Below are 21,957 nucleotides of genomic sequence, written 5' to 3'. Positions count from 1 at the left end.
GTTGTCCCGGGGTAAGGGTGTAGGCCGAGTGGTAGGCAAATCCGCCACTCATTGAGGCTGAGACCTGATGCCGAGCCGATTGTGGTGAAGTGGATGATCCTATGCTGTCGAGAAAAGCCTCTAGCGAGTTTCATGGCGGCCCGTACCCTAAACCGACTCAGGTGGTCAGGTAGAGAATACCGAGGCGTTCGGGTGAACTATGGTTAAGGAACTCGGCAAAATGCCCCCGTAACTTCGGGAGAAGGGGGGCCATTGCTGGTGAGGGGATTTACTTCCTGAGCTGGTGGTGGCCGCAGAGACCAGCGAGAAGCGACTGTTTACTAAAAACACAGGTCCGTGCGAAGCCGTAAGGCGATGTATACGGACTGACGCCTGCCCGGTGCTGGAACGTTAAGGGGACCGGTTAGCTCCATTTCGGTGGGGCGAAGCTGAGAACTTAAGCGCCAGTAAACGGCGGTGGTAACTATAACCATCCTAAGGTAGCGAAATTCCTTGTCGGGTAAGTTCCGACCTGCACGAATGGCGTAACGACTTCTCGACTGTCTCAACCATAGGCCCGGTGAAATTGCACTACGAGTAAAGATGCTCGTTTCGCGCAGCAGGACGGAAAGACCCCGGGACCTTTACTATAGCTTGATATTGGTGTTCGGTTCGGCTTGTGTAGGATAGGTGGGAGACTGTGAAGCGGTGGCGCCAGCCATTGTGGAGTCGTCGTTGAAATACCACTCTGGTCGTGCTGGATGTCTAACCTCGGTCCGTGATCCGGATCAGGGACAGTGTCTGGTGGGTAGTTTAACTGGGGCGGTTGCCTCCTAAAGAGTAACGGAGGCGCCCAAAGGTTCCCTCAGCCTGGTTGGCAATCAGGTGTTGAGTGTAAGTGCACAAGGGAGCTTGACTGTGAGACTGACGGGTCGAGCAGGTACGAAAGTAGGGACTAGTGATCCGGCGGTGGCTTGTGGAAGCGCCGTCGCTCAACGGATAAAAGGTACCCCGGGGATAACAGGCTGATCTTCCCCAAGAGTCCATATCGACGGGATGGTTTGGCACCTCGATGTCGGCTCGTCGCATCCTGGGGCTGGAGTCGGTCCCAAGGGTTGGGCTGTTCGCCCATTAAAGCGGTACGCGAGCTGGGTTTAGAACGTCGTGAGACAGTTCGGTCCCTATCCGCTGTGCGCGTAGGAGTCTTGAGAAGGGCTGTCCCTAGTACGAGAGGACCGGGACGGACGAACCTCTGGTGTGCCAGTTGTCCTGCCAAGGGCATGGCTGGTTGGCTACGTTCGGGAGGGATAACCGCTGAAAGCATCTAAGCGGGAAGCCTGCTTCGAGATGAGGACTCCCACCCCCTTGAGGGGTTAAGGCTCCCAGTAGACGACTGGGTTGATAGGCCGGATGTGGAAGCCCAGTAATGGGTGGAGCTGACCGGTACTAATAAGCCGAGGGCTTGTCCATAGGTTGCTCGCGTCCACTGTGTAGTTCTGAAACAACGAACCCCGGCCCCTGCTGTTTTGTGGGGTGGCTGGTGCCGGTTCGTACAGTTTCATAGTGTTTCGGTGGTCATAGCGTTAGGGAAACGCCCGGTTACATTTCGAACCCGGAAGCTAAGCCTTTCAGCGCCGATGGTACTGCAGGGGGGACCCTGTGGGAGAGTAGGACGCCGCCGAACAAATATTGAGCCCCGGCTCCCGAGTTTAATCACTCGGGAGCCGGGGCTTTTTTGCGTACGATCGCGGTATGAGCAGCTACACGATACGCACGTCCCGCCCCGACGAATGGCGTGCGCAGCGGGCCCTGCGGCTGGAGGCGCTCAAGGATCCTGCCGCAGCCCTCGCCTTCGTCAACACCCATGACACCGAGGCGGCGTTCGGCGACGAGGTGTGGCAGCAGCGGGCGCGGACCCAGTCGTTCATCGCGGAGGACGAGGCCGGCGAGCGCGTCGCCAATGTGTCCGTACTCGTCGAGACGGGCGAGGAGTTCGACGTCCCGCAGACGCATCTGGTCGGCGTGTACGTGCGGCCGGAGTTCCGGGGTGGCGGACTGGCCGCGGAGTTGCTGGGTGCGGCGATCGCGTGGTCGTGGGAACTGCCCGAGCAGGTGCGGCGGGTGCGGTTGTGGGTGCACGAGGACAACCACCGCGCGCAGGTCTTCTACAAGCGGCTCGGTTTCGTCAGGACGGGGAGGACGATGGCGTTCCCGCTGGACGAGTCGCAGACCGAGTACGAGATGGAGCTGGGGCGGCCGTAGGGCGTGGCCGCTAGGGCAAGCGCACGGCGTCCGGGACCTCGTCGAGCAGGGCCGGGGGCTGGGTGCCGAGGACGAGGCGGGTGTCGGCGCGGTGCCAGAGCGGGCCGCGCCAGTGGTCGCGGGCCTGTTCGGGGGATCGCAGCACGGCCAGGGTCGGCAGGCCCGCGGCCGTGCCGGTGGCCAGGAGGTCGGGGAGTTCCGGGATCGGCGCGAGGGCGGCGATGTCGTCCAGCACGAGGGTCATTGGTGGGTCGAGCCGACCGGAGGATGACCCTGCGGCCATGCGCCGGCCGTGCTCGACCACGCTGGAGACGAGTGCGGTGAGCAGCGGCATCGCACCCGGGTGGGTCCGCGGGTCCTCGTTGGGCTCGCCCACCACATAGAGCGTGCCCAGATCCTTGAGGAATGACTCCAGCTCGAGGCCGTCGGCGCGTCCCGGATTGCAGGCGTCCCGGATGTGGACGGAGTTGAGGGACTCCAGGGCGCGGTGGACGAGGGCCTGGGCGGCGTCGCGGCGGTGGGTGTGGGCGTGGAGGACGGACTCGAGTTCACCGCTCCAGCCCGAGGCGGCCTTGGGATGCGTGCGCAGGATGCGGACGGCGTCCTGGCCCGAGCTTCCGCCCGCCCAGCGGTGGACCTGGCGGAACGGCTGGCCGTCGACGGCGGCCGCGTGCAGCCAGCAGCGCAGGAGGGTCTCGGCTGCGTCGAACATCGCGGCGTCGACCGCGGCGCGCGGCCGCACCGGGAAGAGCAGGGCGCGGGCGCGCGTGACGGCGGTGGGGACGTCCGCGCACCCGGAGTGCGGTGCCCAGCGGAGCCGGGCCGGGGTGTCGACCAGGTGGGCCGGGTCGTAGACGTGGACCGGGCCGAGCTTGGCGCGGTTGCCGACGGTCTGGTGGAAGGTGTCCGGATCGGCGGTCGTGACGAGGACCGGGCCCGCCGCGTTGAGGACGGCCGGCTGAACGAGGCGCTTGCCCTTGTCGCTGCGGAGGGCGGCGAAGGCCGCGTAGGTGCGGGTGAGTTCGTGGTCGGTGGTGACGGAGGGTCCTGCCGGACCGGCCGTGGGCGCGGCGGCGGCCGGGCCCACCGGTACGGGTTCGGGTTCGGGAGTGACAACCGCCGCGGGGGCCTCCACGGGCCGCTGCGGGGCCTGGCGGGGCCGGACCGGGGTCTCGGGCTCAAGGGCCGCCTCCGCGGCCTTCAGGGCGGCCGTACGGCGCGCCGCGTGGCGCAGCCGGGTGCGGGCGATGACGCCCATCACGAAGACCGTGAGGACGAAGAGCACCATCAACTGCCCGATGAACACGCCCCAGAACAGCCCGGAGCCGGGCAGCCCCTCCGGCGGGGCGGGGCGCCAGGCCCCGGCGATGTCGTGGGGCTCGGCGATGAGGTGGCGCATGGCCACGGGGGTGCGGGTGAAGTGGACCTCGGCGGGCCACGCCCCGTGGGAGACGAGACCGGCTATCCCGGTGCCCGTCCACACCAGGACGGTCATCCCGAGCAGGAAGCCCATGACGCCGAGGATCAGCCCGTCGGGGATCCCGCCCTCGCGCTCCTGCCCGTGGTGCTGCGCTCTCGCCATGGTCAGGTCCCCGTTCAGGCCACCGCGTCGTCGGCCAGTTGCTTGTCGAGGGAGACCCGCGGCTCGTCGTACCCGTCCGTGCCGTCGTCGTCCGAGGCCTCGGTCATGGCGCGGTCGGTGTAGACCAGCGGCCGCTCGCTCTCGGTGATGAGGTGCTTGACGACCTGCACGTTGCCGTTGACGTCCCAGACGGCGATGCCGGGGGTGAGGGTGGGGATGATCTCCACCGCCCACCGGGGGAGGCCGAGCACGCGGCCGGTGGCGCGCGCCTCGTCGGCCTTCTGGGCGTAGACGGTGCGCGTGGAGGCCATCTTGAGGATCGCCGCGGCCTCCTTTGCGGCGGCTCCGTCCACGACGTCGGACAGGTGGTGGACGACGGCGACGAAGGACAGGCCGAGACGGCGGCCGAACTTCAGGAGGCGCTGGAAGAGCTGGGCGACGAAAGGGCTGTTGATGATGTGCCAGGCCTCCTCGACCAGGAAGATGCGCTTCTTCCGGTCGGGGCGGATCCAGGTGTGCTCCAGCCAGACGCCGACGATCGCCATGAGGATCGGCATGGCGATGGAGTTGCGGTCGATGTGGGACAGGTCGAAGACGATCAGCGGGGCGTCGAGGTCGATGCCGGCGGTCGTCGGGCCGTCGAACATGCCGCGCAGGTCGCCGTCGACGAGCCGGTCCAGGACGAGTGCGACGTCCAGGCCCCAGGCGCGGACGTCCTCCAGGTCGACGTTCATCGACTCGGCGGAGTCGGCCATGGGGTGCCGCAGCCGGTCCACGATGTCGGTGAGGATCGGCTGGCGGTCGTCGACCGTCTCGTGGACGTACGCGTGGGCCACCTTGAGCGCGAAGCCGGAGCGCTCGTCCAGGCCGCGGCCCATCGCGACCTCGATGATCGTGCGGAGCAGCGCGAGCTGGCCCGTGGTGGTGATCGCCGGGTCGAGCGGGTTGAGCTTGATGCCCCCGTCGAGGGCCGCCATCGGGTCCAGGCGGATGGGAGTTATTCCGAGGGCCTTGGCGATGAGGTTCCACTCGCCGACGCCGTCCTCGCCCTGCGCGTCCAGGACGACGACCTGGCGGTCGCGGAAACGCAGCTGCCGCAGGACATAGGTCTTCTCCAGGGCGGACTTGCCGTTGCCGGACTCGCCCAGGACCAGCCAGTGGGGGGCGGGGAGTTGCTGCCCGTACAGCTGGAACGGGTCGTAGATGTAGCCCTTGCCGGAGTAGACCTCGCGGCCGATGATCACGCCCGAGTCGCCGAGGCCCGGTGCGGCGGTCGGCATGTAGACGGCCTGGGCCTGGCCCGTGGAGGTGCGGACGGGGAGCCGGGTGGTCTCCACCTTGCCGAAGAGGAAGCTGGTGAAGGCGTCGGTGATCGCTGCGAGGGGGTCCAGCATGGGCATGGGTGGAGCGCCTCCTCGGCGTCAGCGGTCGTCGCGCCCGGGGCGCAGGCTCCGGCGTGGCATCGTTGTCCCTGTCGTCCTTCCCATTAGCGCCGTCCCTGGAGACGGAGCGTCAAGTGCGCACAGGCGCATGGTGCTACCTCCCGGTCCCTCAGCGGCGGATGCCGGTCGCGAACGGGAGCGTGTTGACGAACGCCCGGTGGTGCTCCCGGTCGCACCACTCCAGCTTGAGGTACGACTTGCCCGCCGAGGCGCGGATCGTGCGCTTGTCGCGGGCGAGGGCCTCCGGGGAGCGGGAGGAGACCGTGATGTAGCCGACCAGGTTCACGCCCGCCGCGCCGGAGGCGAGGTCCTCGCCGCGCTGGTCGATGCGGGAGTGGTGGGCGATGTCGCGGGGGTCGACGACGCGGTTCATCTTGGCGGCGCGGCTGGCCTCGGCGTCGTCGTTGGTCTTCTCGGTGAGCATGCGCTCGATGGCGACGTCGGTCGGCTCGAGGTCCATGCAGACCGCGACGGTGCGGATCACGTCCGGGGTGTGGACCAGCAGCGGTGCCATGAAGTTGACGCCGACGGGGGTCAGCGGCCACTCCTTGACCCAGGCCGTGGAGTGGCACCAGGGGGCGCGGGTGGCCGATTCTCGGGTCTTGGCCTGGAGGAAGGTCGGCTCGGTGGCGTCCAGTTCCGCGGGCCAGGCGTTGCGGCGGGTCATCGCCTGGATGTGGTCGATCGGGTGGTCCGGGTCGTACATGGAGTGGATGAGCGACGACAGCCGCGCCTGGCCGAGCGGCTGGCGGACCCGGATGTCGGCCTCGGTGAGGCGGGCGCAGATGTCGGTGAGCTCGCGGGCCATGACGGCGGCGATGCCGGCGTCCTTGTCGAGGGTCTTGCGGCCGCCGCCCGCGGCGCGGGCGATGGCGCTGCCCTCGGCGGCGAGTTCGCGGCTGTAGTGCATGCACGCGACGAGGTAGGCGCGGTGCTGCTCGGACGAGGTCGACACCATCGACTGCAGCTGGTCGTAGGAGTCCTTGAGCCACTGCTCGGCGCGGTCGTCGCCGCGCTGGGTGACGTCCTTGGCGTGGGCGTCGGGGTCGGCGGGCAGGGTGCGGGCGAGCATCTGCAGCCGGGTGACGAAGCCGTCCCCGTTGGCGACGTGCTTGAGCAGGGTGCCGAAGCGCTCGACGAGGGCCTCCTGGTCCTCGCTGTCGCGCAGGCCGACGCCGGGGCCCTCGATCTCGATGGCGGCGGTCACGGTGCGCCGGTCCACGTGCAGCAGCACGGCGATCTCGTCCGGGCCGAAGGGCGCCGACAGCCAGGTGATGCGGCCGATGCCGGGCGGCGACCCGATCTCCACCTCGCGGCCCTCCAGCCGGGTGCCGGCCTCCGCGGCGGCGGAGCGGTACGTCGCGGCGGAGCGCAGCGTGCGGCGGTAGCTGCGGTTGATCTCGAACCAGCGGTAGAAGGTGCGGCGGCGGTACGGCATGTAGACGGCGGCGAAGGCGAGCAGCGGCCAGCCCGTCAGGCCGAGGATGCGCAGCGGCAGTACGGGGATCAGCAGGCCGCACATCATGCCGAGAAACGCGCCGGCGATGATCAGGGTGATCTCGCCGGTCTCGCGGTTCTTGCCGACGATGGCGTTGGGACGCGCCTTGCCGATCAGGTACGTACGGCGTTGCTGCGGTGGGGCGTAGGGCTGGGACGTCACCGGCTTTCGCCTCCTGCTGTCTTGCTGGGCCCGCCGCCGTTGCCGCGGTCAGGGTTCGTGCGCGGCGCGGGGGCCGGTGCCGGGGCGGTGCCGTTGCGGCTGCTGTGCGCGGCGATGCCGCTGGGTACGGCGTTGGCGGGCTGTGCGCCGCCGCCCGTGGCCTGCTCCTGGGGGCCGCCGCGGGTGCTGTGCGTCTTGATGCCCTGCTTCACCAGCGCGGCCGGGGAGGAGATGACGGCGGCGGCCTGGGACTCGGCACTCGCCTTGCGGTTGCTGCGGAGGCTGGCCACGTCGTCGCCGAAGCCGGGGACGAAGCGGTAGATCATCGCGCTGGCGAAGATGGCCAGCAGGATGATGGCCAGACCCGACACGACCGCGCCGAACGCGGTGGGCCCGTCGGAACCGCTGAGCGCGCCCGCGAGGCCCAGCACGACCACGATCACCGGCTTGACCAGGATCACCGCGATCATGATCCCGGCCCAACGGCGCACGTGGTGCCACATGTTCTTGTCGACCAGGCCCGAGTACACGGCGGTGCCGAGCAGGGCGCCGACGTACAGCAGCGCGGCGCGGATGACGAGTTCGAGCCACAGGACGCCGGCGGCGAGCACGGACACCAGGGAGACCACGATCAGCATGATCGGGCCGCCGCCGATGTCGGAGTCCTTGGTCAACGCGTCCTGGAACGAGCCGAAGAAGGTGTCCGTACTGGCGGACGTGCCGGAGGCGATGACCTCCGTGATGCCGTCGGTCGCCGACACGACGGTGTAGAGGATCAGCGGCGTGAAGGCGGAGGCGATCACGGTGAGCCAGAGGAAGCCGACCGCCTCGGTCAGGGCCTCCGTGAGCGGCACCCCGCGCACGGCGCGCTTGGCGACGGCCAGCAGCCACAGGAGGAGCGTGAGGAAGGTGGAGGCGGCGAAGACGACGGCGTACTGGGTGAGGAACGCCTTGTTGGTGAAGTCCACGGCGGCGGTCTTGTTGACCGCTTCGGAGAGGCCGTCGATGACCCAGGCGGCGGCGTCGGCGCAGCCGCGCGCGAGCGAGTCCAGGGGGTCGAGGGAGTCCGCGACGGACGGGGTGTGGCCGGAGCCGTTGCCGCTTTCGCAGTAGTCGCGTGCGGGGCCGACGATGAGTTCGCACTCGTCCTTGCCGCCCGACGGGGAGGGGGTCGGGGACGGAGCCGCGAAGGCCCGTGCCGACAGGAGTACCGCCGCCGTCTGCAGGGTGACCAGGGCGGCGCCGATCGTGGTGGCACGGCGCTGGCTACCGGGCATAAGTGAACCCCCCGTACTGCTTCACGGCGTTGGCGATCTCGTCGGCGGTCGATGCGGTGCGGTCGCTGTTGACCGGCGCGGGGCCGTCCTTCTGGGAGAAGCTTTCGACCTTCCAGTCATTGTCCGCCCAGCGCAGCTTGAGCGTCATCGTGAACCAGTCGTTGACGACCGGGTTCGTGGAGCCCTCGCCTGCGGTCCCGAACACTCCCGTGCACCAGACCTCCACTGTCGCGGTGTCGCCGCGGAAGTCGGTGGTCGTGGTCCCCACGGGGACGGTCCGCGAGACGTAGACCATGCCCTCGGCCGCGTTGCCGTTCTCGTCGAGGCCGAGCTTCGCGAGGAAGTCCGTCGAGTAGGCGTTGTCGAGCTTGGCCTGCAGTTCGTTCACCGTGCCGTCGGTGAAGAGCCGCTGCACGATCTGGTGCCGTCGGTCCGGGTTGAGGATGTCGGCGGACACCAGGGCCACCGCGTAGTTGGCCCCCGCGGATTCCGCGCCCTGGTCGGTGCGGGCGTAACCCGTCGGGATGCCCGCGTTCTTGCCGTCCACCGGCTTCGTGCCGGTGGGGGACGTGGGCTGGGAGCGGGCGCCGTTGGAGGTGCCGCCCTGGGCGCCGCTGCCGGGGGAGTCGGAGGGGGAGCCGCCGCCGCGGTTGGCGAAGGCGATGGCGGCGATGAGGAGCACGACGACACCGACGACCGTGACGAGGCTGCGGCTGGAGCGCTGCGGGCGGCGGGCGGGGCCGCCCGTGCCGGGCGGGGGCTCGGGGAGACGGGTACGGGTCGGGGGGCCGTCCTGGCCGAGGCTCATCGGGGGCTCGCCCCCTCGGGGGTCATCGGGTGAGTGGGCATCAGCAGACAGCCTCGGGTGGGGTGCGGGGCCGGGACGGGCCCCTTGGGGACAGTGCGCGGGGGATGGTGCGGAGTCCGACGCGTGGTCGCTAGACCGCCATCCCGTAGACGATGGTGAAGAGCGTGCCGAGGGAGCCGATGATGAACACGCCGGTCAGGCCGGCGATGATCAGTCCCTTGCCCTGCTCCGCACTGAAGGTGTCGCGGAGCGCCGTCGCTCCGATGCGCTGTTTCGCCGCGCCCCAGATCGCGATGGCCAGGCAGAGCAGGATCGCCACTGCCATGACCACCTCGATCATGACGCGTGCTTCGTTCCCCAGGGAACCGAAAGGCCCCCAGTCCGGGGCGATACCACCGATGATGGTGTTGATGTCGCCCTTCTCGGCTGCCAGGAACATGAGAACTCACCACCACGCTAGATCAGTTGACGTCCTCGCCGGGGCGCAAGGAGCCAAGGTCTATCTTGGCGGAGGATGTCGCCGTCGTATGTCGACTCGGCGACTTTCTCAGCCGATTCCCCAATGTGATCCGGGCCGCAACCGTCAGACTGGACACACTGGCGTGCGATCCGGTGTTCGATGAGACTTTGTTGACTACTCTGTGTATCACGGTGGTGAGCGGAGGGCAACGATTGGCGGCGCTGCGGGTGGGGATGCTCCCCAGGGCCTGGCGCACCGTCACCTTCCGCGCCGGGCAGGGTGATGTGACGAAGGGGTGGGGCGGGTGACGGCGGCTTCGCGGACCGCGCGGAAGGCCTGGCTGGTGTCGGGGGTCGTGGGCGGCCTCTTCATGTCGTTCGTCATGCTGCTCGTCGTCGGCACGTACCTGGTGGCGGCGAAGCTGACGGGCGGGGGCGGGGCGGTGACGCTCGCCAGGGGGGCGGTGCCGGCGGCGTACCAGGACCTGGTGCAGAAGTGGGGGAACCTCTGCGACGCCATCGACCCGGCGCTGCTGGCGGCCCAGCTCTACCAGGAGAGCGGCTGGAACCCGAGGGCGCAGAGCACCGCGCAGGCGCAGGGGATAGCGCAGTTCATCCCCGGCACGTGGGCGACGCACGGCGTGGACGGCGACGGTGACGGCGACCGCGACGTGTGGGACCCGGCGGACGCCATCCCCTCGGCGGCCTCGTACGACTGCGAGCTGGCCCGCTACGTCAAGGATGTCCCGGGGAACCCGACGGAGAACATGCTCGCCGCCTACAACGCGGGCGCGTACCGGGTCATCCGGTCCGGCGGGGTGCCGAGGATCCGCGAGACGCAGAACTACGTCCGGATCATCACGACGCTGCAGAAGAGCTTCGCGGCGCCCGTGGGCCCGGTCGGGCCGTCGCGGCAGGCGGCGGGCGCGATCTACTACGCCCAGCAGAAGCTGGGGACGAAGTACCTGTGGGGCGGGAACGGCACGCCGGAGCAGGGCGGCCGGTTCGACTGCTCGGGCCTGACGAAGGCGGCGTACCACTCGGTGGGGATCGAGCTGCCGCGCGTGGCCAACGACCAGTGGAACGCCGGACCGCACCCGAAGCGGGAGGAGCTGCTCCCGGGCGACCTGGTCTTCTTCGCGTACGACCTGACCGACCCGCGGTCCATCCACCACGTGGGGATCTACGTCGGCGGCGGCTACATGATCAACGCCCCCTACACGGGCGCGGTGATCCGCTTCGACAAGATCGACACCCCGGACTACATCGGGGCGACGCGTGTGACGGCGGCGAGCGCCGCGGCGGTGTGACCGTCGCGCGCCCGCCGCGGCGTCGCTGTGGGTGAACATCCCGCCCCGGCATGCGGGAACGTGTCTCCCTTCGATAACACCTTGGTGATCATCCGGTGGAGACCGGAACGCGACGTACCGTGCCGCCCGTTGGACGGGGGAGAATCGGCTCCCGCACGGACGTGCACGGGGGTGCGGCGGAAGACAGATAGGGGACACCGGTGGCAGAGCTCTCGCTTGACGGCTCGAACCCCGACGTCAGCCTGCTCCGCGACATCAACGGGCTCGCCAGGGACGCCCCGCGCTGGCTGGACCGCGTGATGGAGGCCGTCGGCGAGTACGGCCTGATCCTGCTCATGGTGCTGATCGCCGGCTGGTGCTGGTGGCGCGTGGCGCGCCGCAGCGGTGCCGAGGCGCCGACGGCCGTGGCGGGCGTGATCTGGTCCGGGCTGGCGGCGGCCGTCGCGCTGGTGCTCAACATCCCGCTGCGGAACTTCGTGGACCGGCCGCGGCCCTTCCTGGAGCACAAGGGCATCCACGTCCTGGTGGAGGGGAAGACCGACTTCTCCTTCGTCAGCGACCACGCCACCTTGACGATGGCCGTCGCGATGGGCGTGTTCATGGTCAGCCGCACGTGGGGCCTGGCCGCCGTCGCCGTCGCTCTCGCCGAGGGCTTCTGCCGCGTCTACATGGGCGTGCACTACCCGACCGACGTGCTGGGCGGCTTCGCCCTGGGCACGGCCGTCGCGCTGCTGCTCGCCCCGGCGGCGCTGGCCCTGCTCACCCCGCTGACGAAGGCCGTGGCCGACTCCCGCCTGGGCGTGCTCGTGCAGGCGGCGCCGGGCCGGCCGGAGGCCCGCCGGGGCGAGCCGTACCCGGAGCCAACGGCGGTCGACAAGGACCTGGCCGCCTGACGGCCGCCGCCGGCGTGCGGGCGGCCTAGAGCGCCTGCTGGAAGGCAAACAGCCGCGTGGGGTCGTAGCGGGCCTTCAGCCGGGTCAGCTTGTCGGCGGCCGAGCCGTAGTAGGCGGTGCGCCAGTCGGTCAGCGTGGCGTCGGTGTAGTTCTGGTAGGCGGCGCCGGAGGCGTGACGGCGCATGGCCGTGTGGAGCCCGGCGAGCCAGTTCGTGGTGCCGGGTGCCTCTATGTACTGGGCCAGGAAGCGCGAGCGCCGGTGCACGAAGGCGGTGGCCGTGGGCGAGACGCGGTTGACGGCGCCGCCGAGCGCGGTGAGCGAGACGCTGCCGGAGCCGGAGCGGAGCCCCTCCACCTGTGACAGGAGGGTCTGGATGCCGGCGGCGGAGAGCGAGCGGTCGTAGAAGTCGGAGCGTGCCGCGTAGGTCTCCCGGCCGAGCCGGCCGGAGGGGCTGCGGCCCGGCGTGGTGCCGGGCAGGTGGCACTGGGCGGTGCTCAGGTTCGAGCAGCCCGCGTAGGCGAGGGCCGCGTCGAGGTACGAGCGCGGGTGCAGGGAGACGGTGGTCGCGGAGGCCCCGATGCGGTCGGCGAGCCGGTCGACGGCGTTCGCGAGCCCGTCGCGCGAGGTGATGCCCACGGTGGCGATGCTGATCTGCGGGGACCCGGTGCCCGACTTGTCCAGGTGCAGGGCGGACCAGATCTCGTCGGGCTGGGTGGGCCCCCACTCCTGCCAGGCGCGCAGGACGGCGGCGGCCTTGCTCCAGGGCCAGCTCAGGTAGCCGGTGACGACCTGCGGGGAGGCCTGTGTGTCGAACGTCAGCCGGGTGACCACGCCGAACTGGCCGCCGCCCGCGCCGCGCAGCGCCCAGAACAGCTCCGGGTTCTCGCCGGCGCTGCAGCGCAGCACGCGGCCGCCCGCCGTGACGATCTCGGCGCCGGTGAGGCTGTCGCAGGTCAGCCCGTACGCGCGGCTGAGCACTCCGTGACCGCCGCCGAGGGTGAGGCCGGATATGCCGACCGTCGGGCACGAGCCGGCCGGCAGCGTGCGCCCGCTCGCCCCGAGCCGGGTGTAGACGTCGATGAGCTTCGCCCCGGCACCGATGGTCGCCGTGCCGCCGGAGAGGCCCACCGAGGCCATGGAGGAGACGTCGAGGACGAGCCGGCCCTTGCCGCCGGAGTAGCCGGCGTAGGAGTGCCCGCCGTTGCGGACCGAGACGGGTACGCCGGTGCGGCGGGCGAAGTCCAGGCACTCGCGGATGTCCTCGGTGCCGGAGACGTACGCCACGGCGGCGGGGCGCTGTCCGTCGAAGCGGGTGTTGTACAGCAGGCGGGCGGTGCCGTAGTCCGCGTCGTCGGGCAGGACGAGGCGGCCGTCCAGGGTGTGGCCGAGAGCCTTCCAGTCGGGGCGGACGGTCGGCGAGGCGCTGGGTGAGGGCGTTCCGCCGGGCGTCGTGGCGGCGCCGGGAGTGCCGGGCGCGGGGCTGCCCGCGTGGGCGGGGCGGCCGCTCTCCGGGGTGCAGGCCGCGGTCAGCCAGCCCGCCGCGGCGACGCCTGCGCCGCCGCGGATCAAAGTTCGTCGGTTCAAGGTGGGGCCTCCCGCTCCGCTTCCCCCGTGTGGTCGTCCGTGAGGACGGTGGGGAACAGGTGACCGGTTGCGGGTGGGGAGTGTGACGTGCGCCGGGCCGGCGTCAGCCCCGCTCGTGTTCGGAGGCGTCGCGGCGGGCGCGGTCGCGGGCGCGGCGGGCCGGGCCCCGCCAGCCGCAGACGCAGGTCGCGTGGGAGAAGGCGCCCTTGTCGGAGGTGGTCGCCCGGTGGGCGGGCGGGGCCGGGTCGCTGGGAGGCACGGAACAAAGCTACCGGCCGTGACGCGGTGCCCTGCACCTCGTTATGCCCCACGACGTCCGAGGCGCGGCATGGTGCGGGGGGTTGGCGGAGATGGGGCAGCTCGGCCGGGCGACTGCGGCAGCCGTGGGTCTCGGGTTGTGCGTACTGGCGGTGGCGGGGTGTTCGGCCAGTGGCGAGGCCGCCGACGTGGACAACCTCCCGGTCGGCGCCGGGGAGACACTGCGACAGGCGGTGGACTCGCTGGTCGCCGAGGGCAGCTCGAAGGTCGCCACGTCGATGGAGATGGCCAGCGGCGGAACGAAGATCGCCATTAGGGGCAGCGGATCCTTCGACTACGCCGAGCGGCGCGGCAGGCTGAAGGTCGTCCTGCCGCCGGACGCGGCCGGGGCCGTGGAGCACGAGCCGGTCACGGAGCTGCTGACGCCTGGCGCCCTCTACATGAAGAACCGCGGCGAGGGCGTGCCCGCCGACAAGTGGGTGCGGGTCGACACGACCCGGCTGCCGGACGGCAACCTCGTCACGGGCGGCGCGACCGATCCCTTGGTGGCCGCGGAGCTGCTGCGGGCGGCGCGGGACGTGCGGCAGACCGGGGCGGAGACCCTGGACGGGGTGCGGGTGCGCCACTACCAGGGGGTCACGGACATCGCGGACGCCGCACGCGTCGCCTCCCCGCTGGTACGGGCGGAGCTCGCGGCCGCGGCGGAGGGCTTCACCGTGACCCGGGTGCCGTTCGACGCCTGGCTCGACGAGGAGGGCCGGCTGCGCAAGGTGCGGCAGCGCTTCACCTTCAGCAACGGCGGCGGCGCCGGCGTACGGAGCGCGCCGGCGCAGGTCACGGTGGTCTCGACGACCGGCATGTATGGTTTCGGGGCGCCGGTGCGGGTCACGCTGCCCCGGGCGACCGACATCTACACGGGGAAGATCGTTTCTGCGACCGGCCCCTGAGGGCTTGCCGAAATGGTCCGTCCGTGTCATGCACGGACCGTGCACCAGTCCCTACGCTGGGCGGGGAGGAGGTGGTGCACGTGGCGGTGTGGCTCCTGGACCAGGACGACCAGGTCCACGTGGCCCTCGCGGAGATCGAGCTGTGCTGCGAACTGATGATCGCGGCGTCGGCGACGACCGAGGAACGGCTGAGTTCCGAGCGCATCGACGAGGTGCTGAACGTGGGCCCCCGCGTGCCCGCGCAGGGGACCCGGCGGCCGGCAGGGGCCGGCCGCTAGCTCCGGAGCAGCCGGGCTATGGCGGCGGTGGCCTCGGCCACCTTGTCGTCGGCCTCGGGCCCGCCCTTCGCCGCGGCGTCCGCGACGCAGTGCCGCAGGTGCTCCTCCAGCAACTGCAGAGCGAAGGACTGCAGAGCCTTCGTGCCGGCCGACACCTGGGTGAGGATGTCGATGCAGTACACGTCCTGCTCGACCATGCGCTGCAGACCGCGGATCTGCCCCTCGATACGGCGCAGCCGCTTGAGGTGCTGGTCCTTTTGTTTGGCGTAGCCGTGCTGGTGCGCCTCGTGCCCGTGGGTGTCCCCGGCGGTGTCGGCGTGCCCGGCGTCGTCCGTGGGCGACTGCGTCTGCTCCTCGGCGCCGCCGGTCTCGGTGACCGTCATGATGTCCCTCCTGCCCCCTATACCCCGGCCGGGTATATGGTACCGAATTCGCCCCAATGTGCGAGGGTGCGCGGAGAACCCCTGCTGGGGCGCACCCGCGGCGATGAGCGACACTGTAGGACGCCGGTTAGCTGTTGCCGGATGATGCGCCTAGCATCAATGCGACCGAAACCGATGTATTCCGAGGACTTCACGTGCGCTTTCGTCTGACCCCCAGGGAGACGAGCTTCTACGACATGTTCGCCGCATCCGCGGACAACATCGTCACAGGGTCGAAGCTCCTCATGGAACTGCTCGGGGCCGATTCGGCCACCCGCTCGGAGATCGCCGAAAGGATGCGTGCCGCGGAGCACGCGGGGGACGACGCTACGCACGCGATCTTCCACCAGCTGAACTCCTCCTTCATCACGCCCTTCGACCGCGAGGACATCTACTCCCTGGCGTCGTCCCTCGACGACATCATGGACTTCATGGAGGAGGCCGTCGACCTGGTCGTGCTGTACCAGGTCGAGGAACTGCCCCGCGGGGTCGAACAGCAGATCGAGGTGCTGGCGCGGGCGGCCGAGCTGACCGCCGAGGCGATGCCGCACCTGCGCACCATGGACAACCTCACCGAGTACTGGATCGAGGTCAACCGGCTGGAGAACCAGGCGGACCAGATCCACCGCAAGCTGCTGGCCCACCTCTTCAACGGCAAGTACGACGCCATCGAGGTGCTCAAGCTGAAGCAGATCGTGGACGTCCTGGAGGAGGCGGCGGACGCCTTCGAGCACGTGGCCAACACCGTGGAGACCATCGCGGTCAAGGAGTCCTGACCCCGGTGGAGACCTTCTCTCTGGTCGTGACCATCGGCGTCGCGCTCTTCTTCACGTACACCAACGGCTTCCACGACTCCGCGAACGCCATCGCCACCTCCGTGTCCACCCGGGCGCTGACCCCGCGGGCCGCGCTGGCGATGGCCGCGGTGATGAACCTCGCCGGCGCCTTCCTCGGCACCGGGATCGCCCAGACCGTCAGCGAGGGCCTGATCGAGACGCCGCACGGGCAGACCGGCATGGCGATCCTCTTCGCCGGGCTGGTCGGGGCGATCGTCTGGAACCTCATCACCTGGTACTACGGCCTGCCCTCCTCGAGCAGCCACGCGCTGTTCGGCGGTCTGGTGGGGGCGGCGCTGGCCGGCGGCACCGGGGTCATCTGGTCCGGGGTGGTGGAAAAGATCATCCTGCCGATGTTCCTGTCGCCGATCGTCGGCCTGGTCGTCGGCTACCTGGTGATGCTGGCCATCCTGTGGATCTTCCGCAAGGCCAACCCGCACAAGGCCAAGCGCGGCTTCCGTATCGCGCAGACCGTCTCGGCGGCGGGTATGGCGCTCGGCCACGGCCTGCAGGACGCGCAGAAGACGATGGGCGTCGTGGTGCTCGCGCTGACCATCGCCGACGTGCAGGAGGAGGGTGACGGCATCCCGCTGTGGGTGAAGTTCGCCTGCGCGGCGATGCTCTCGCTCGGAACGTACGCGGGCGGCTGGCGCATCATGCGCACCCTCGGCCGCAAGATCATCGAGCTGGACCCGCCGCAGGGCTTCGCCGCGGAGACCACGGCGGCGTCGATCCTCTACACGACCGCCTACATCTTCAAGGCGCCGATCTCCACGACCCACATCATCACCTCGGCGATCATGGGCGTGGGTGCGACGAAGCGGGTCAACGCGGTCCGCTGGGGCGTCGCCAAGAACATCGTGACCGGCTGGTTCATCACGATGCCGGCCGCGGCGCTGGTGGCGGCGCTGGTCTACGCCGTGGTGCACGCGGCCTTCGGCTGAGCCGTTCACAGCCCCGCGAACACGGCGGGCACCGCGGGAGAGACACGAGGAGGAGGCGGCGGCCGGACATCGGCCGCCGCCTCCGGCCTTTCCCCGGCCGGGACGCAAATGGGCCCGCCCCCCGGAACGGGGGGCGGGCCTTCGCCTTGCGGTGGCACCGCCATGCAGCACCGCAGGACGGCTGGGGGGCGGCTGCGGGACCTGTCAGCCGAAGCGGCCGGAGATGTAGTCCTCGGTCGCCTGGACGGACGGGTTGGAGAAGATCCGCTCCGTGTCGTCGATCTCGATGAGCTTGCCGGGCTGGCCGACCGCCGAGAGGTTGAAGAAGGCGGTGCGGTCGGAGACACGCGCGGCCTGCTGCATGTTGTGGGTCACGATGACGATGGTGAAGCGCTCCTTGAGCTCACCGATCAGGTCCTCGATGGCGAGGGTGGAGATCGGGTCGAGCGCGGAGCAGGGCTCGTCCATCAGCAGGACCTGGGGCTCGACCGCGATGGCGCGGGCGATGCACAGACGCTGCTGCTGACCGCCGGACAGGCCCGAGCCGGGCTTGTTGAGGCGGTCCTTGACCTCGTTCCACAGGTTGGCGCCGCGCAGCGACTTCTCGACGATCGTGTCGAGGTCGCTCTTCTTCTTGACGCCGTTGAGCTTCAGGCCGGCCGCGACGTTGTCGTAGACCGACATCGTCGGGAACGGGTTGGGGCGCTGGAAGACCATGCCGACCGTGCGGCGCACGGAGACCGGGTCCACGCCGGGGCCGTAGAGGTTCTCGTCGTCCAGGAGCACCTTGCCCTCGACGCGGCCGCCGGGGGTGACCTCGTGCATGCGGTTGAGGGTGCGCAGGAAGGTGGACTTGCCGCAGCCGGACGGGCCGATGAAGGCCGTCACCGTGCGCGGCTCGATGTTCATCGAGATGTCGTCGATCGCCCTGAAGCCGCCGTAGTACGCGGAGAGCCCGCTGACGTCGATTCGCTTGGCCATGGTGGTGATGCTCGCAATCCTTGGGTCGCTGATGTTGGCCGCGTCAGCGACCGGTCTTCGGGGCCTTCCAGCGCGCGATGCCGCGCGCCATCAGGTTGAGGATCATGACGAAGGCGATCAGTACGAGTGCCGCCGCCCACGCCCGGTCATAGCTCGCGTCGTTGCCGTTCTGGTACTGCTGGTAGATGTAGAACGGCAGCGAGGCCTGGGGGCCGTTGAACGGGTCGTTGTTGATCAGGTTGTTGCCGAAGACCAACAGCGCGATGGGGGCGCTCTCGCCGGCGATGCGGGCGACCGCGAGCATGACGCCCGTGGTGATGCCGCCGATCGCGGTCGGGATGACCACCTTCACGATGGTGCGCCACTTGGGGACACCGAGCGCCAGCGAGGCCTCGCGCAGCTCGTTCGGGACGAGCTTGAGCATCTCCTCGGTGGAGCGGACGACGACCGGCATCATCAGGATGGCCAGGGCCATGGCGCCGGCGAAGCCCGAGGGGCCGAAGCCCAGCAGCAGGTTCCAGGTCGACAGGATGAACAGACCGGCGACGATCGACGGGATGCCCGTCATGACGTCGACGAAGAAGGTCACCGCAAGGGCGAGCCGGCCCTTGCCGTATTCGACCAGGTAGACGGCGGTCAGCATGCCGATCGGGGCCGCGATGGCGGTGGCGATGCCGACCTGCTCCAGGGTGCCGATGATGGCGTGGTAGACACCGCCGCCCTCGCCGATGGTCAGCACGCCGTTCATGGAGTGCGACAGGAAGGCGCCGTCGAGGATCTTGACGCCCTTGCTGACCGTGGTCTGGATCAGCGAGTACAGCGGGAGCGCGGCGAGGACGAAGGACGCCCAGATGACGCTGGTGGCGACCCGGTCCTTGGCCTGGCGGCGGCCCTCGACCGCCGTGGCGATCGCGTAGGTGCCGAGCACGAACAGCAGGACGGCGATCAGGCCCCACTGGAGCTTGCTGTCCAGGCCGGCACCGAGGCCGATGCCGACGGCGAGCGCGATCGCGCCGGCCGCGATGCCCGCGGGGGCCCATTTCGGGAGCCGGCGCTGGGCCAGGGCCCGCTGCGGCACCACGGGCGCGGAGCGCTTGTCTGCGACTGCGTGGCTCATGCGTTGGCCCCCGAGTATTCCTTGCGCTTGGCGATGATCGCGCGGGCGGCGCCGTTGACGAGCAGGGTGATGACGAAGAGCACCAGACCGGAGGCGATCAGCGCGTCACGGCCGAACTCGTTGGCCTCGCCGAACTTGGCGACGATGTTCTGGGAGAAGGTCCCGCCGACCGGGTCCAGGACGTGCACCGACAGGATGGGCGCGGCGGACAGCACCGTGGCGACGGCCATCGTCTCGCCGAGCGCGCGGCCGAGGCCGAGCATCGAGGCGCTGATGATGCCGGACCGGGCGAAGGGGAGCACCGACATGCGGATGGTCTCCCAGCGGGTCGCGCCGAGGGCCAGGGCGGCCTCCTCGTGCATCCGCGGCACCTGCCGGAAGACCTCACGGCTGACGTTGGTGATGATCGGGAGGATCATGATCGCCAGCAGGATGCCGACGGTGAAGATCGAGCGGGCCGCGCCCTGCGGGTCTTCCTTCTCGAAGACGACGGTCCAGCCGAGGTACTCGTCCAGCCACATGTTGAGGCCGGTCAGGTGCGGGACCAGGAAGAGCGCGCCCCACAGGCCGTAGATGATGCTGGGCACGGCGGCGAGCAGGTCGACGATGTACGAGAGCGGGGAGGCCACGCGGCGCGGCGCGTAGTGCGAGATGAACAGCGCGATGCCGACCGCGATGGGGACCGCGATGACCATCGCGATGATCGAGCTGACGATCGTGCCGTAGGCCAGCACCGCGATGCCGAAGACCGGCGGGTTGGCGTTGGCGTTCCACTCGAAGGTGGTCAGGAAGTTGCCGTGGTCCTTGGAGATCGCGTTGATCGCGCGGATCGTCAGGAAGACCGCGATCGAGGCCATGACCAGCAGAAGCAGGATGCCGGAACCACGGGAGAGGCCCGAGAAGATCTTGTCGCCAGGGCGCGTGACGTTCGCCCCGGCGTGCTTCGCGGCCGTTGGCGGGGTGGGGTTCTGTGTAGTTATAGCCATCGGTTTTTTTCTCCGGTCTGGTGGGGGATCGCTCCCCCGGCGGCGGTGCACCGGAAGTGCGGCCGGCCCCGCGACGTGCGTCGCGGGGCCGGCCGACTGGGTCAGGACAGGGCGTCCACGGTGGAGCGGACCTTCGTGGCGATCTCGGCCGGGAGCGGCGCGTAGCCGGCCTCGGACAGGATCGACTGGCCCTCCTCGGAGGCGGTGTAGCCCAGGAAGGACTTGACCAGCGGCAGGGTCTCGGCCTTGTTGCCCTTGTCGCAGGCGATCTCGTAGGTCACCAGGACGATCGGGTAGGCGTTGTCGGCCTTGGTGGTGTACGCGGCGGACATGTCCAGGGACAGGTCGGCACCGGTGCCCACGACCTTCGCCTGCGCGATGCCGGCGGAGGCGTTGTCGGCGGTGGCCTCGACCGGGGCGGAGGCGCCGGTGTCGATCTTCACCGTCTTGATGCTGTTGGCGGTCGCGTAGGAGAGCTCGAAGTAACCGATCGAGCCGTTGACCTGCTTGACCTGGGCCGCGACACCGGCGGACTTGGCGGCGGACTGGCCACCCTTGCCCATCCACGGCTTGGCGTGCTCGTACGGCCACGCGTCCTTGGCCGCACCGTTGAAGTACTTGGTGAGGTTGTCCGTGGTGCCGGACTCGTCCTGACGGTGGAACGTCTGGATCTTGGAGCTGGGGAGCTTGGCGTCCGGGTTCAGCTTCTTGATGGCCGCGTCGTCCCAGTTGGTGATCTTCGAGTCGAAGATCTTGGCCAGGGTGGGGGCGTCCAGGACCAGGTTGTCCACGCCGGAGACGTTGTAACCGATGGCGATCGGGCCGCCGACCATCGGGATGCTGATGCCGCTGCCGGTGGCGCAGATCTTCTTGGAGGCCTCGACCTCTTCGGGCTTCAGCGGCGAGTCGGAGCCGGCGAAGCCGTCCGTGCCGTTGTTGAAGTCGATGATGCCCTCGCCCGAGGACGACGCCTTGTAGTTGATCTGGGCGCCGGAGCAGGCCTGCTGGTAGTTCTTGACCCAAGCGTCCATGGCGTTCTGCTGCGCCGAGGAGCCGGAGGCCAGGAGCTGGCCGCCCTTGTCCGCGCACTTGATGCTGCTGGACGAGGTGGGGGCCTTGCTGCTGTCGCCGCCCGCGCTGGTGTTGTCGTCCGAACCGCACGCAGTGAGCATGAGGGCACCGGAAACTGCGACCGCGCCGACGGCCAGCGCGCGGAGCCCGCTCTTACGCTGAAGCTGAAGCTTCACCTTTGGTGATTCCTTCCTGAAGCCCGCCGGTGGACGGCGAAGCAGAGGTATGGATTTCTGCATCCACCCGGCGGCTGCTCGCTCACCGGTAAGGCCGAAATTAGGCAGATCAGGTGAAGTGGTCGACGGCCGAGGGTGAACGCAAGGTGAACCTCGCATATCAGTGCGGTGCTGTAGCCCACACCGAGTGGCGTACGTCTCAGCGTGCCAGCGTCAGGGGCGCGTTCCGCGGAGGAACGCGTCGAGTACGGCACGGTCCCGCTCATGGGTGAGCCGGTTGCGCGCGGCGATCGGCGGCAGCCAGATCAAGCGGTCGACCTCGCGGTTCGGGGCGAAGGAGCCCTCGCGTGCCTCGGCGGCCCAGTAGCGCACGATCTTCGTACGCCCCTCGACGACGTACGTGGAGGAGGGCAGCACCCGGCCGGGCACGCAGTCGAGGCCGGTCTCCTCCTTGACCTCGCGGAGCGCGCCGTCCAGCGCGCTCTCCCCGCGTTTCAACTTGCCCTTGGGGAGTGACCAGTCGTCGTACTTGGGGCGGTGGATCAGCGCGATCTCCAGGCCACAGTCGACCGGGGAGCGGCGCCACAGCACCGCTCCGGCGGCGAGGATCGGGGTGTCGGCGGTGCCGGTGGAGGCGATGGCGGTGCTCCTTTCCGGGCTGCGGATCGCCGGTCGGGCCGCCTG

General features: G+C 69.6%; 21 protein-coding genes and 2 rRNA genes (1 of these 23 cut by a window edge). 9 read left to right on the top strand and 14 right to left on the bottom strand.

The window, feature by feature from the left end; genetic code table 11:
- From OIE69_RS19445 to OIE69_RS19435, 3 genes are all read left to right on the top strand, one after another.
- Nucleotides 1–1,449: ribosomal RNA gene (locus OIE69_RS19445) — 23S ribosomal RNA — on the top strand (it extends 1,673 nt beyond the left edge of the window).
- A 97-nt stretch (nucleotides 1,450–1,546) separates the two neighbouring features.
- Nucleotides 1,547–1,663, top strand: a 5S ribosomal RNA gene (gene rrf, locus OIE69_RS19440).
- Nucleotides 1,664–1,731: 68 nt separating this feature from the next.
- Nucleotides 1,732–2,241, top strand: coding sequence for a GNAT family N-acetyltransferase (locus tag OIE69_RS19435; protein WP_326573196.1), 510 nt, complete (start codon nucleotides 1,732–1,734; stop codon nucleotides 2,239–2,241).
- 10 nt (nucleotides 2,242–2,251) lie between these two features.
- Here the strand turns inward: OIE69_RS19435 and OIE69_RS19430 are convergent, their stop codons facing one another.
- The 6 genes from OIE69_RS19430 to OIE69_RS19405 form a co-directional block, all read right to left on the bottom strand.
- A complete protein-coding gene (locus OIE69_RS19430; RefSeq protein WP_326573194.1) occupies nucleotides 2,252–3,823 on the bottom strand; it encodes a type IV secretory system conjugative DNA transfer family protein in 1,572 nt (523 codons plus the stop codon).
- Between the two features lie 14 nt (nucleotides 3,824–3,837).
- Nucleotides 3,838–5,217: an ATP-binding protein gene (locus tag OIE69_RS19425; RefSeq protein WP_326581273.1), complete on the bottom strand. Its 1,380-nt coding sequence runs from the start codon at nucleotides 5,215–5,217 to the stop codon at nucleotides 3,838–3,840.
- Between the two features lie 157 nt (nucleotides 5,218–5,374).
- Nucleotides 5,375–6,925 (bottom strand): SCO6880 family protein, encoded by a 1,551-nt coding sequence (locus OIE69_RS19420; protein WP_326573192.1) that lies wholly within the window; start codon nucleotides 6,923–6,925, stop codon nucleotides 5,375–5,377.
- The gene (locus OIE69_RS19415; protein ID WP_326573190.1) at nucleotides 6,922–8,202 is read right to left on the bottom strand and encodes a hypothetical protein; all 1,281 of its coding nucleotides are present in this window, start codon (nucleotides 8,200–8,202) and stop codon (nucleotides 6,922–6,924) included. Before OIE69_RS19415 ends, OIE69_RS19420 begins: the two co-directional genes overlap by 4 nt.
- A complete protein-coding gene (locus OIE69_RS19410; RefSeq protein ID WP_326573188.1) occupies nucleotides 8,192–9,010 on the bottom strand; it encodes a hypothetical protein in 819 nt (272 codons plus the stop codon). Before OIE69_RS19410 ends, OIE69_RS19415 begins: the two co-directional genes overlap by 11 nt.
- A 130-nt stretch (nucleotides 9,011–9,140) precedes the next feature.
- Nucleotides 9,141–9,449: a hypothetical protein gene (locus OIE69_RS19405; protein ID WP_018559685.1), complete on the bottom strand. Its 309-nt coding sequence runs from the start codon at nucleotides 9,447–9,449 to the stop codon at nucleotides 9,141–9,143.
- Nucleotides 9,450–9,840: 391 nt separating this feature from the next.
- On the opposite strand from OIE69_RS19405, the gene OIE69_RS19400 reads away from it, so the two are divergent.
- Both OIE69_RS19400 and OIE69_RS19395 read left to right on the top strand, forming a co-directional pair.
- Complete coding sequence (locus tag OIE69_RS19400; protein WP_326581271.1) at nucleotides 9,841–10,779, top strand: C40 family peptidase; 939 nt, start codon at nucleotides 9,841–9,843, stop codon at nucleotides 10,777–10,779.
- Nucleotides 10,780–10,979: 200 nt separating this feature from the next.
- Entirely contained in the window at nucleotides 10,980–11,672 is a 693-nt protein-coding gene (locus tag OIE69_RS19395; RefSeq protein ID WP_326573186.1) for a phosphatase PAP2 family protein, read from the top strand.
- Between the two features lie 25 nt (nucleotides 11,673–11,697).
- Here OIE69_RS19395 and OIE69_RS19390 read toward each other — a convergent pair whose 3' ends face one another.
- Complete coding sequence (locus OIE69_RS19390) at nucleotides 11,698–13,257, bottom strand: FAD-binding oxidoreductase (RefSeq protein ID WP_326573184.1); 1,560 nt, start codon at nucleotides 13,255–13,257, stop codon at nucleotides 11,698–11,700.
- A 103-nt stretch (nucleotides 13,258–13,360) separates the two neighbouring features.
- Nucleotides 13,361–13,516, bottom strand: coding sequence for a hypothetical protein (locus OIE69_RS19385; RefSeq protein ID WP_018559680.1), 156 nt, complete (start codon nucleotides 13,514–13,516; stop codon nucleotides 13,361–13,363).
- Nucleotides 13,517–13,607: 91 nt separating this feature from the next.
- Between OIE69_RS19385 and OIE69_RS19380 the strand changes: the two genes are divergently transcribed.
- Together OIE69_RS19380 and OIE69_RS19375 are read left to right on the top strand one after the other, a co-directional pair.
- Nucleotides 13,608–14,462 (top strand): hypothetical protein, encoded by an 855-nt coding sequence (locus OIE69_RS19380; RefSeq protein WP_326581269.1) that lies wholly within the window; start codon nucleotides 13,608–13,610, stop codon nucleotides 14,460–14,462.
- A gap of 71 nt (nucleotides 14,463–14,533) precedes the next feature.
- Complete coding sequence (locus tag OIE69_RS19375; protein ID WP_089229420.1) at nucleotides 14,534–14,740, top strand: hypothetical protein; 207 nt, start codon at nucleotides 14,534–14,536, stop codon at nucleotides 14,738–14,740.
- Here OIE69_RS19375 and OIE69_RS19370 read toward each other — a convergent pair.
- Entirely contained in the window at nucleotides 14,737–15,123 is a 387-nt protein-coding gene (locus tag OIE69_RS19370; RefSeq protein WP_089229419.1) for a metal-sensitive transcriptional regulator, read from the bottom strand. The genes OIE69_RS19375 and OIE69_RS19370 overlap by 4 nt on opposite strands.
- Nucleotides 15,124–15,317: 194 nt before the next feature.
- Between OIE69_RS19370 and OIE69_RS19365 the strand changes: the two genes are divergently transcribed.
- Together OIE69_RS19365 and OIE69_RS19360 are read left to right on the top strand one after the other, a co-directional pair.
- Nucleotides 15,318–15,938 (top strand): DUF47 domain-containing protein, encoded by a 621-nt coding sequence (locus OIE69_RS19365; RefSeq protein WP_026251102.1) that lies wholly within the window; start codon nucleotides 15,318–15,320, stop codon nucleotides 15,936–15,938.
- Between the two features lie 5 nt (nucleotides 15,939–15,943).
- Entirely contained in the window at nucleotides 15,944–16,942 is a 999-nt protein-coding gene (locus OIE69_RS19360) for an inorganic phosphate transporter (RefSeq protein ID WP_326573178.1), read from the top strand.
- A gap of 204 nt (nucleotides 16,943–17,146) precedes the next feature.
- Here the strand turns inward: OIE69_RS19360 and pstB are convergent, their stop codons facing one another.
- The 5 genes from pstB to OIE69_RS19335 form a co-directional block, all read right to left on the bottom strand.
- Entirely contained in the window at nucleotides 17,147–17,923 is a 777-nt protein-coding gene (pstB, locus tag OIE69_RS19355) for a phosphate ABC transporter ATP-binding protein PstB (protein ID WP_089229416.1), read from the bottom strand.
- 43 nt (nucleotides 17,924–17,966) lie between these two features.
- Nucleotides 17,967–19,040 (bottom strand): phosphate ABC transporter permease PstA, encoded by a 1,074-nt coding sequence (gene pstA, locus OIE69_RS19350; RefSeq protein ID WP_326573175.1) that lies wholly within the window; start codon nucleotides 19,038–19,040, stop codon nucleotides 17,967–17,969.
- A complete protein-coding gene (gene pstC, locus OIE69_RS19345; protein ID WP_326573173.1) occupies nucleotides 19,037–20,026 on the bottom strand; it encodes a phosphate ABC transporter permease subunit PstC in 990 nt (329 codons plus the stop codon). Before pstC ends, pstA begins: the two co-directional genes overlap by 4 nt.
- A gap of 101 nt (nucleotides 20,027–20,127) precedes the next feature.
- Entirely contained in the window at nucleotides 20,128–21,273 is a 1,146-nt protein-coding gene (gene pstS / locus OIE69_RS19340; RefSeq protein ID WP_326573171.1) for a phosphate ABC transporter substrate-binding protein PstS, read from the bottom strand.
- Nucleotides 21,274–21,486: 213 nt separating this feature from the next.
- Complete coding sequence (locus tag OIE69_RS19335; protein ID WP_326573169.1) at nucleotides 21,487–21,864, bottom strand: NUDIX hydrolase; 378 nt, start codon at nucleotides 21,862–21,864, stop codon at nucleotides 21,487–21,489.
- Nucleotides 21,865–21,957 lie beyond the last annotated feature (93 nt).

The sequence above is a fragment of the Actinacidiphila glaucinigra genome, from assembly GCF_035918135.1.
GTDB lineage: Bacteria > Actinomycetota > Actinomycetes > Streptomycetales > Streptomycetaceae > Actinacidiphila > Actinacidiphila glaucinigra.
This window is presented reverse-complemented; position numbering and strand designations above follow the sequence as displayed.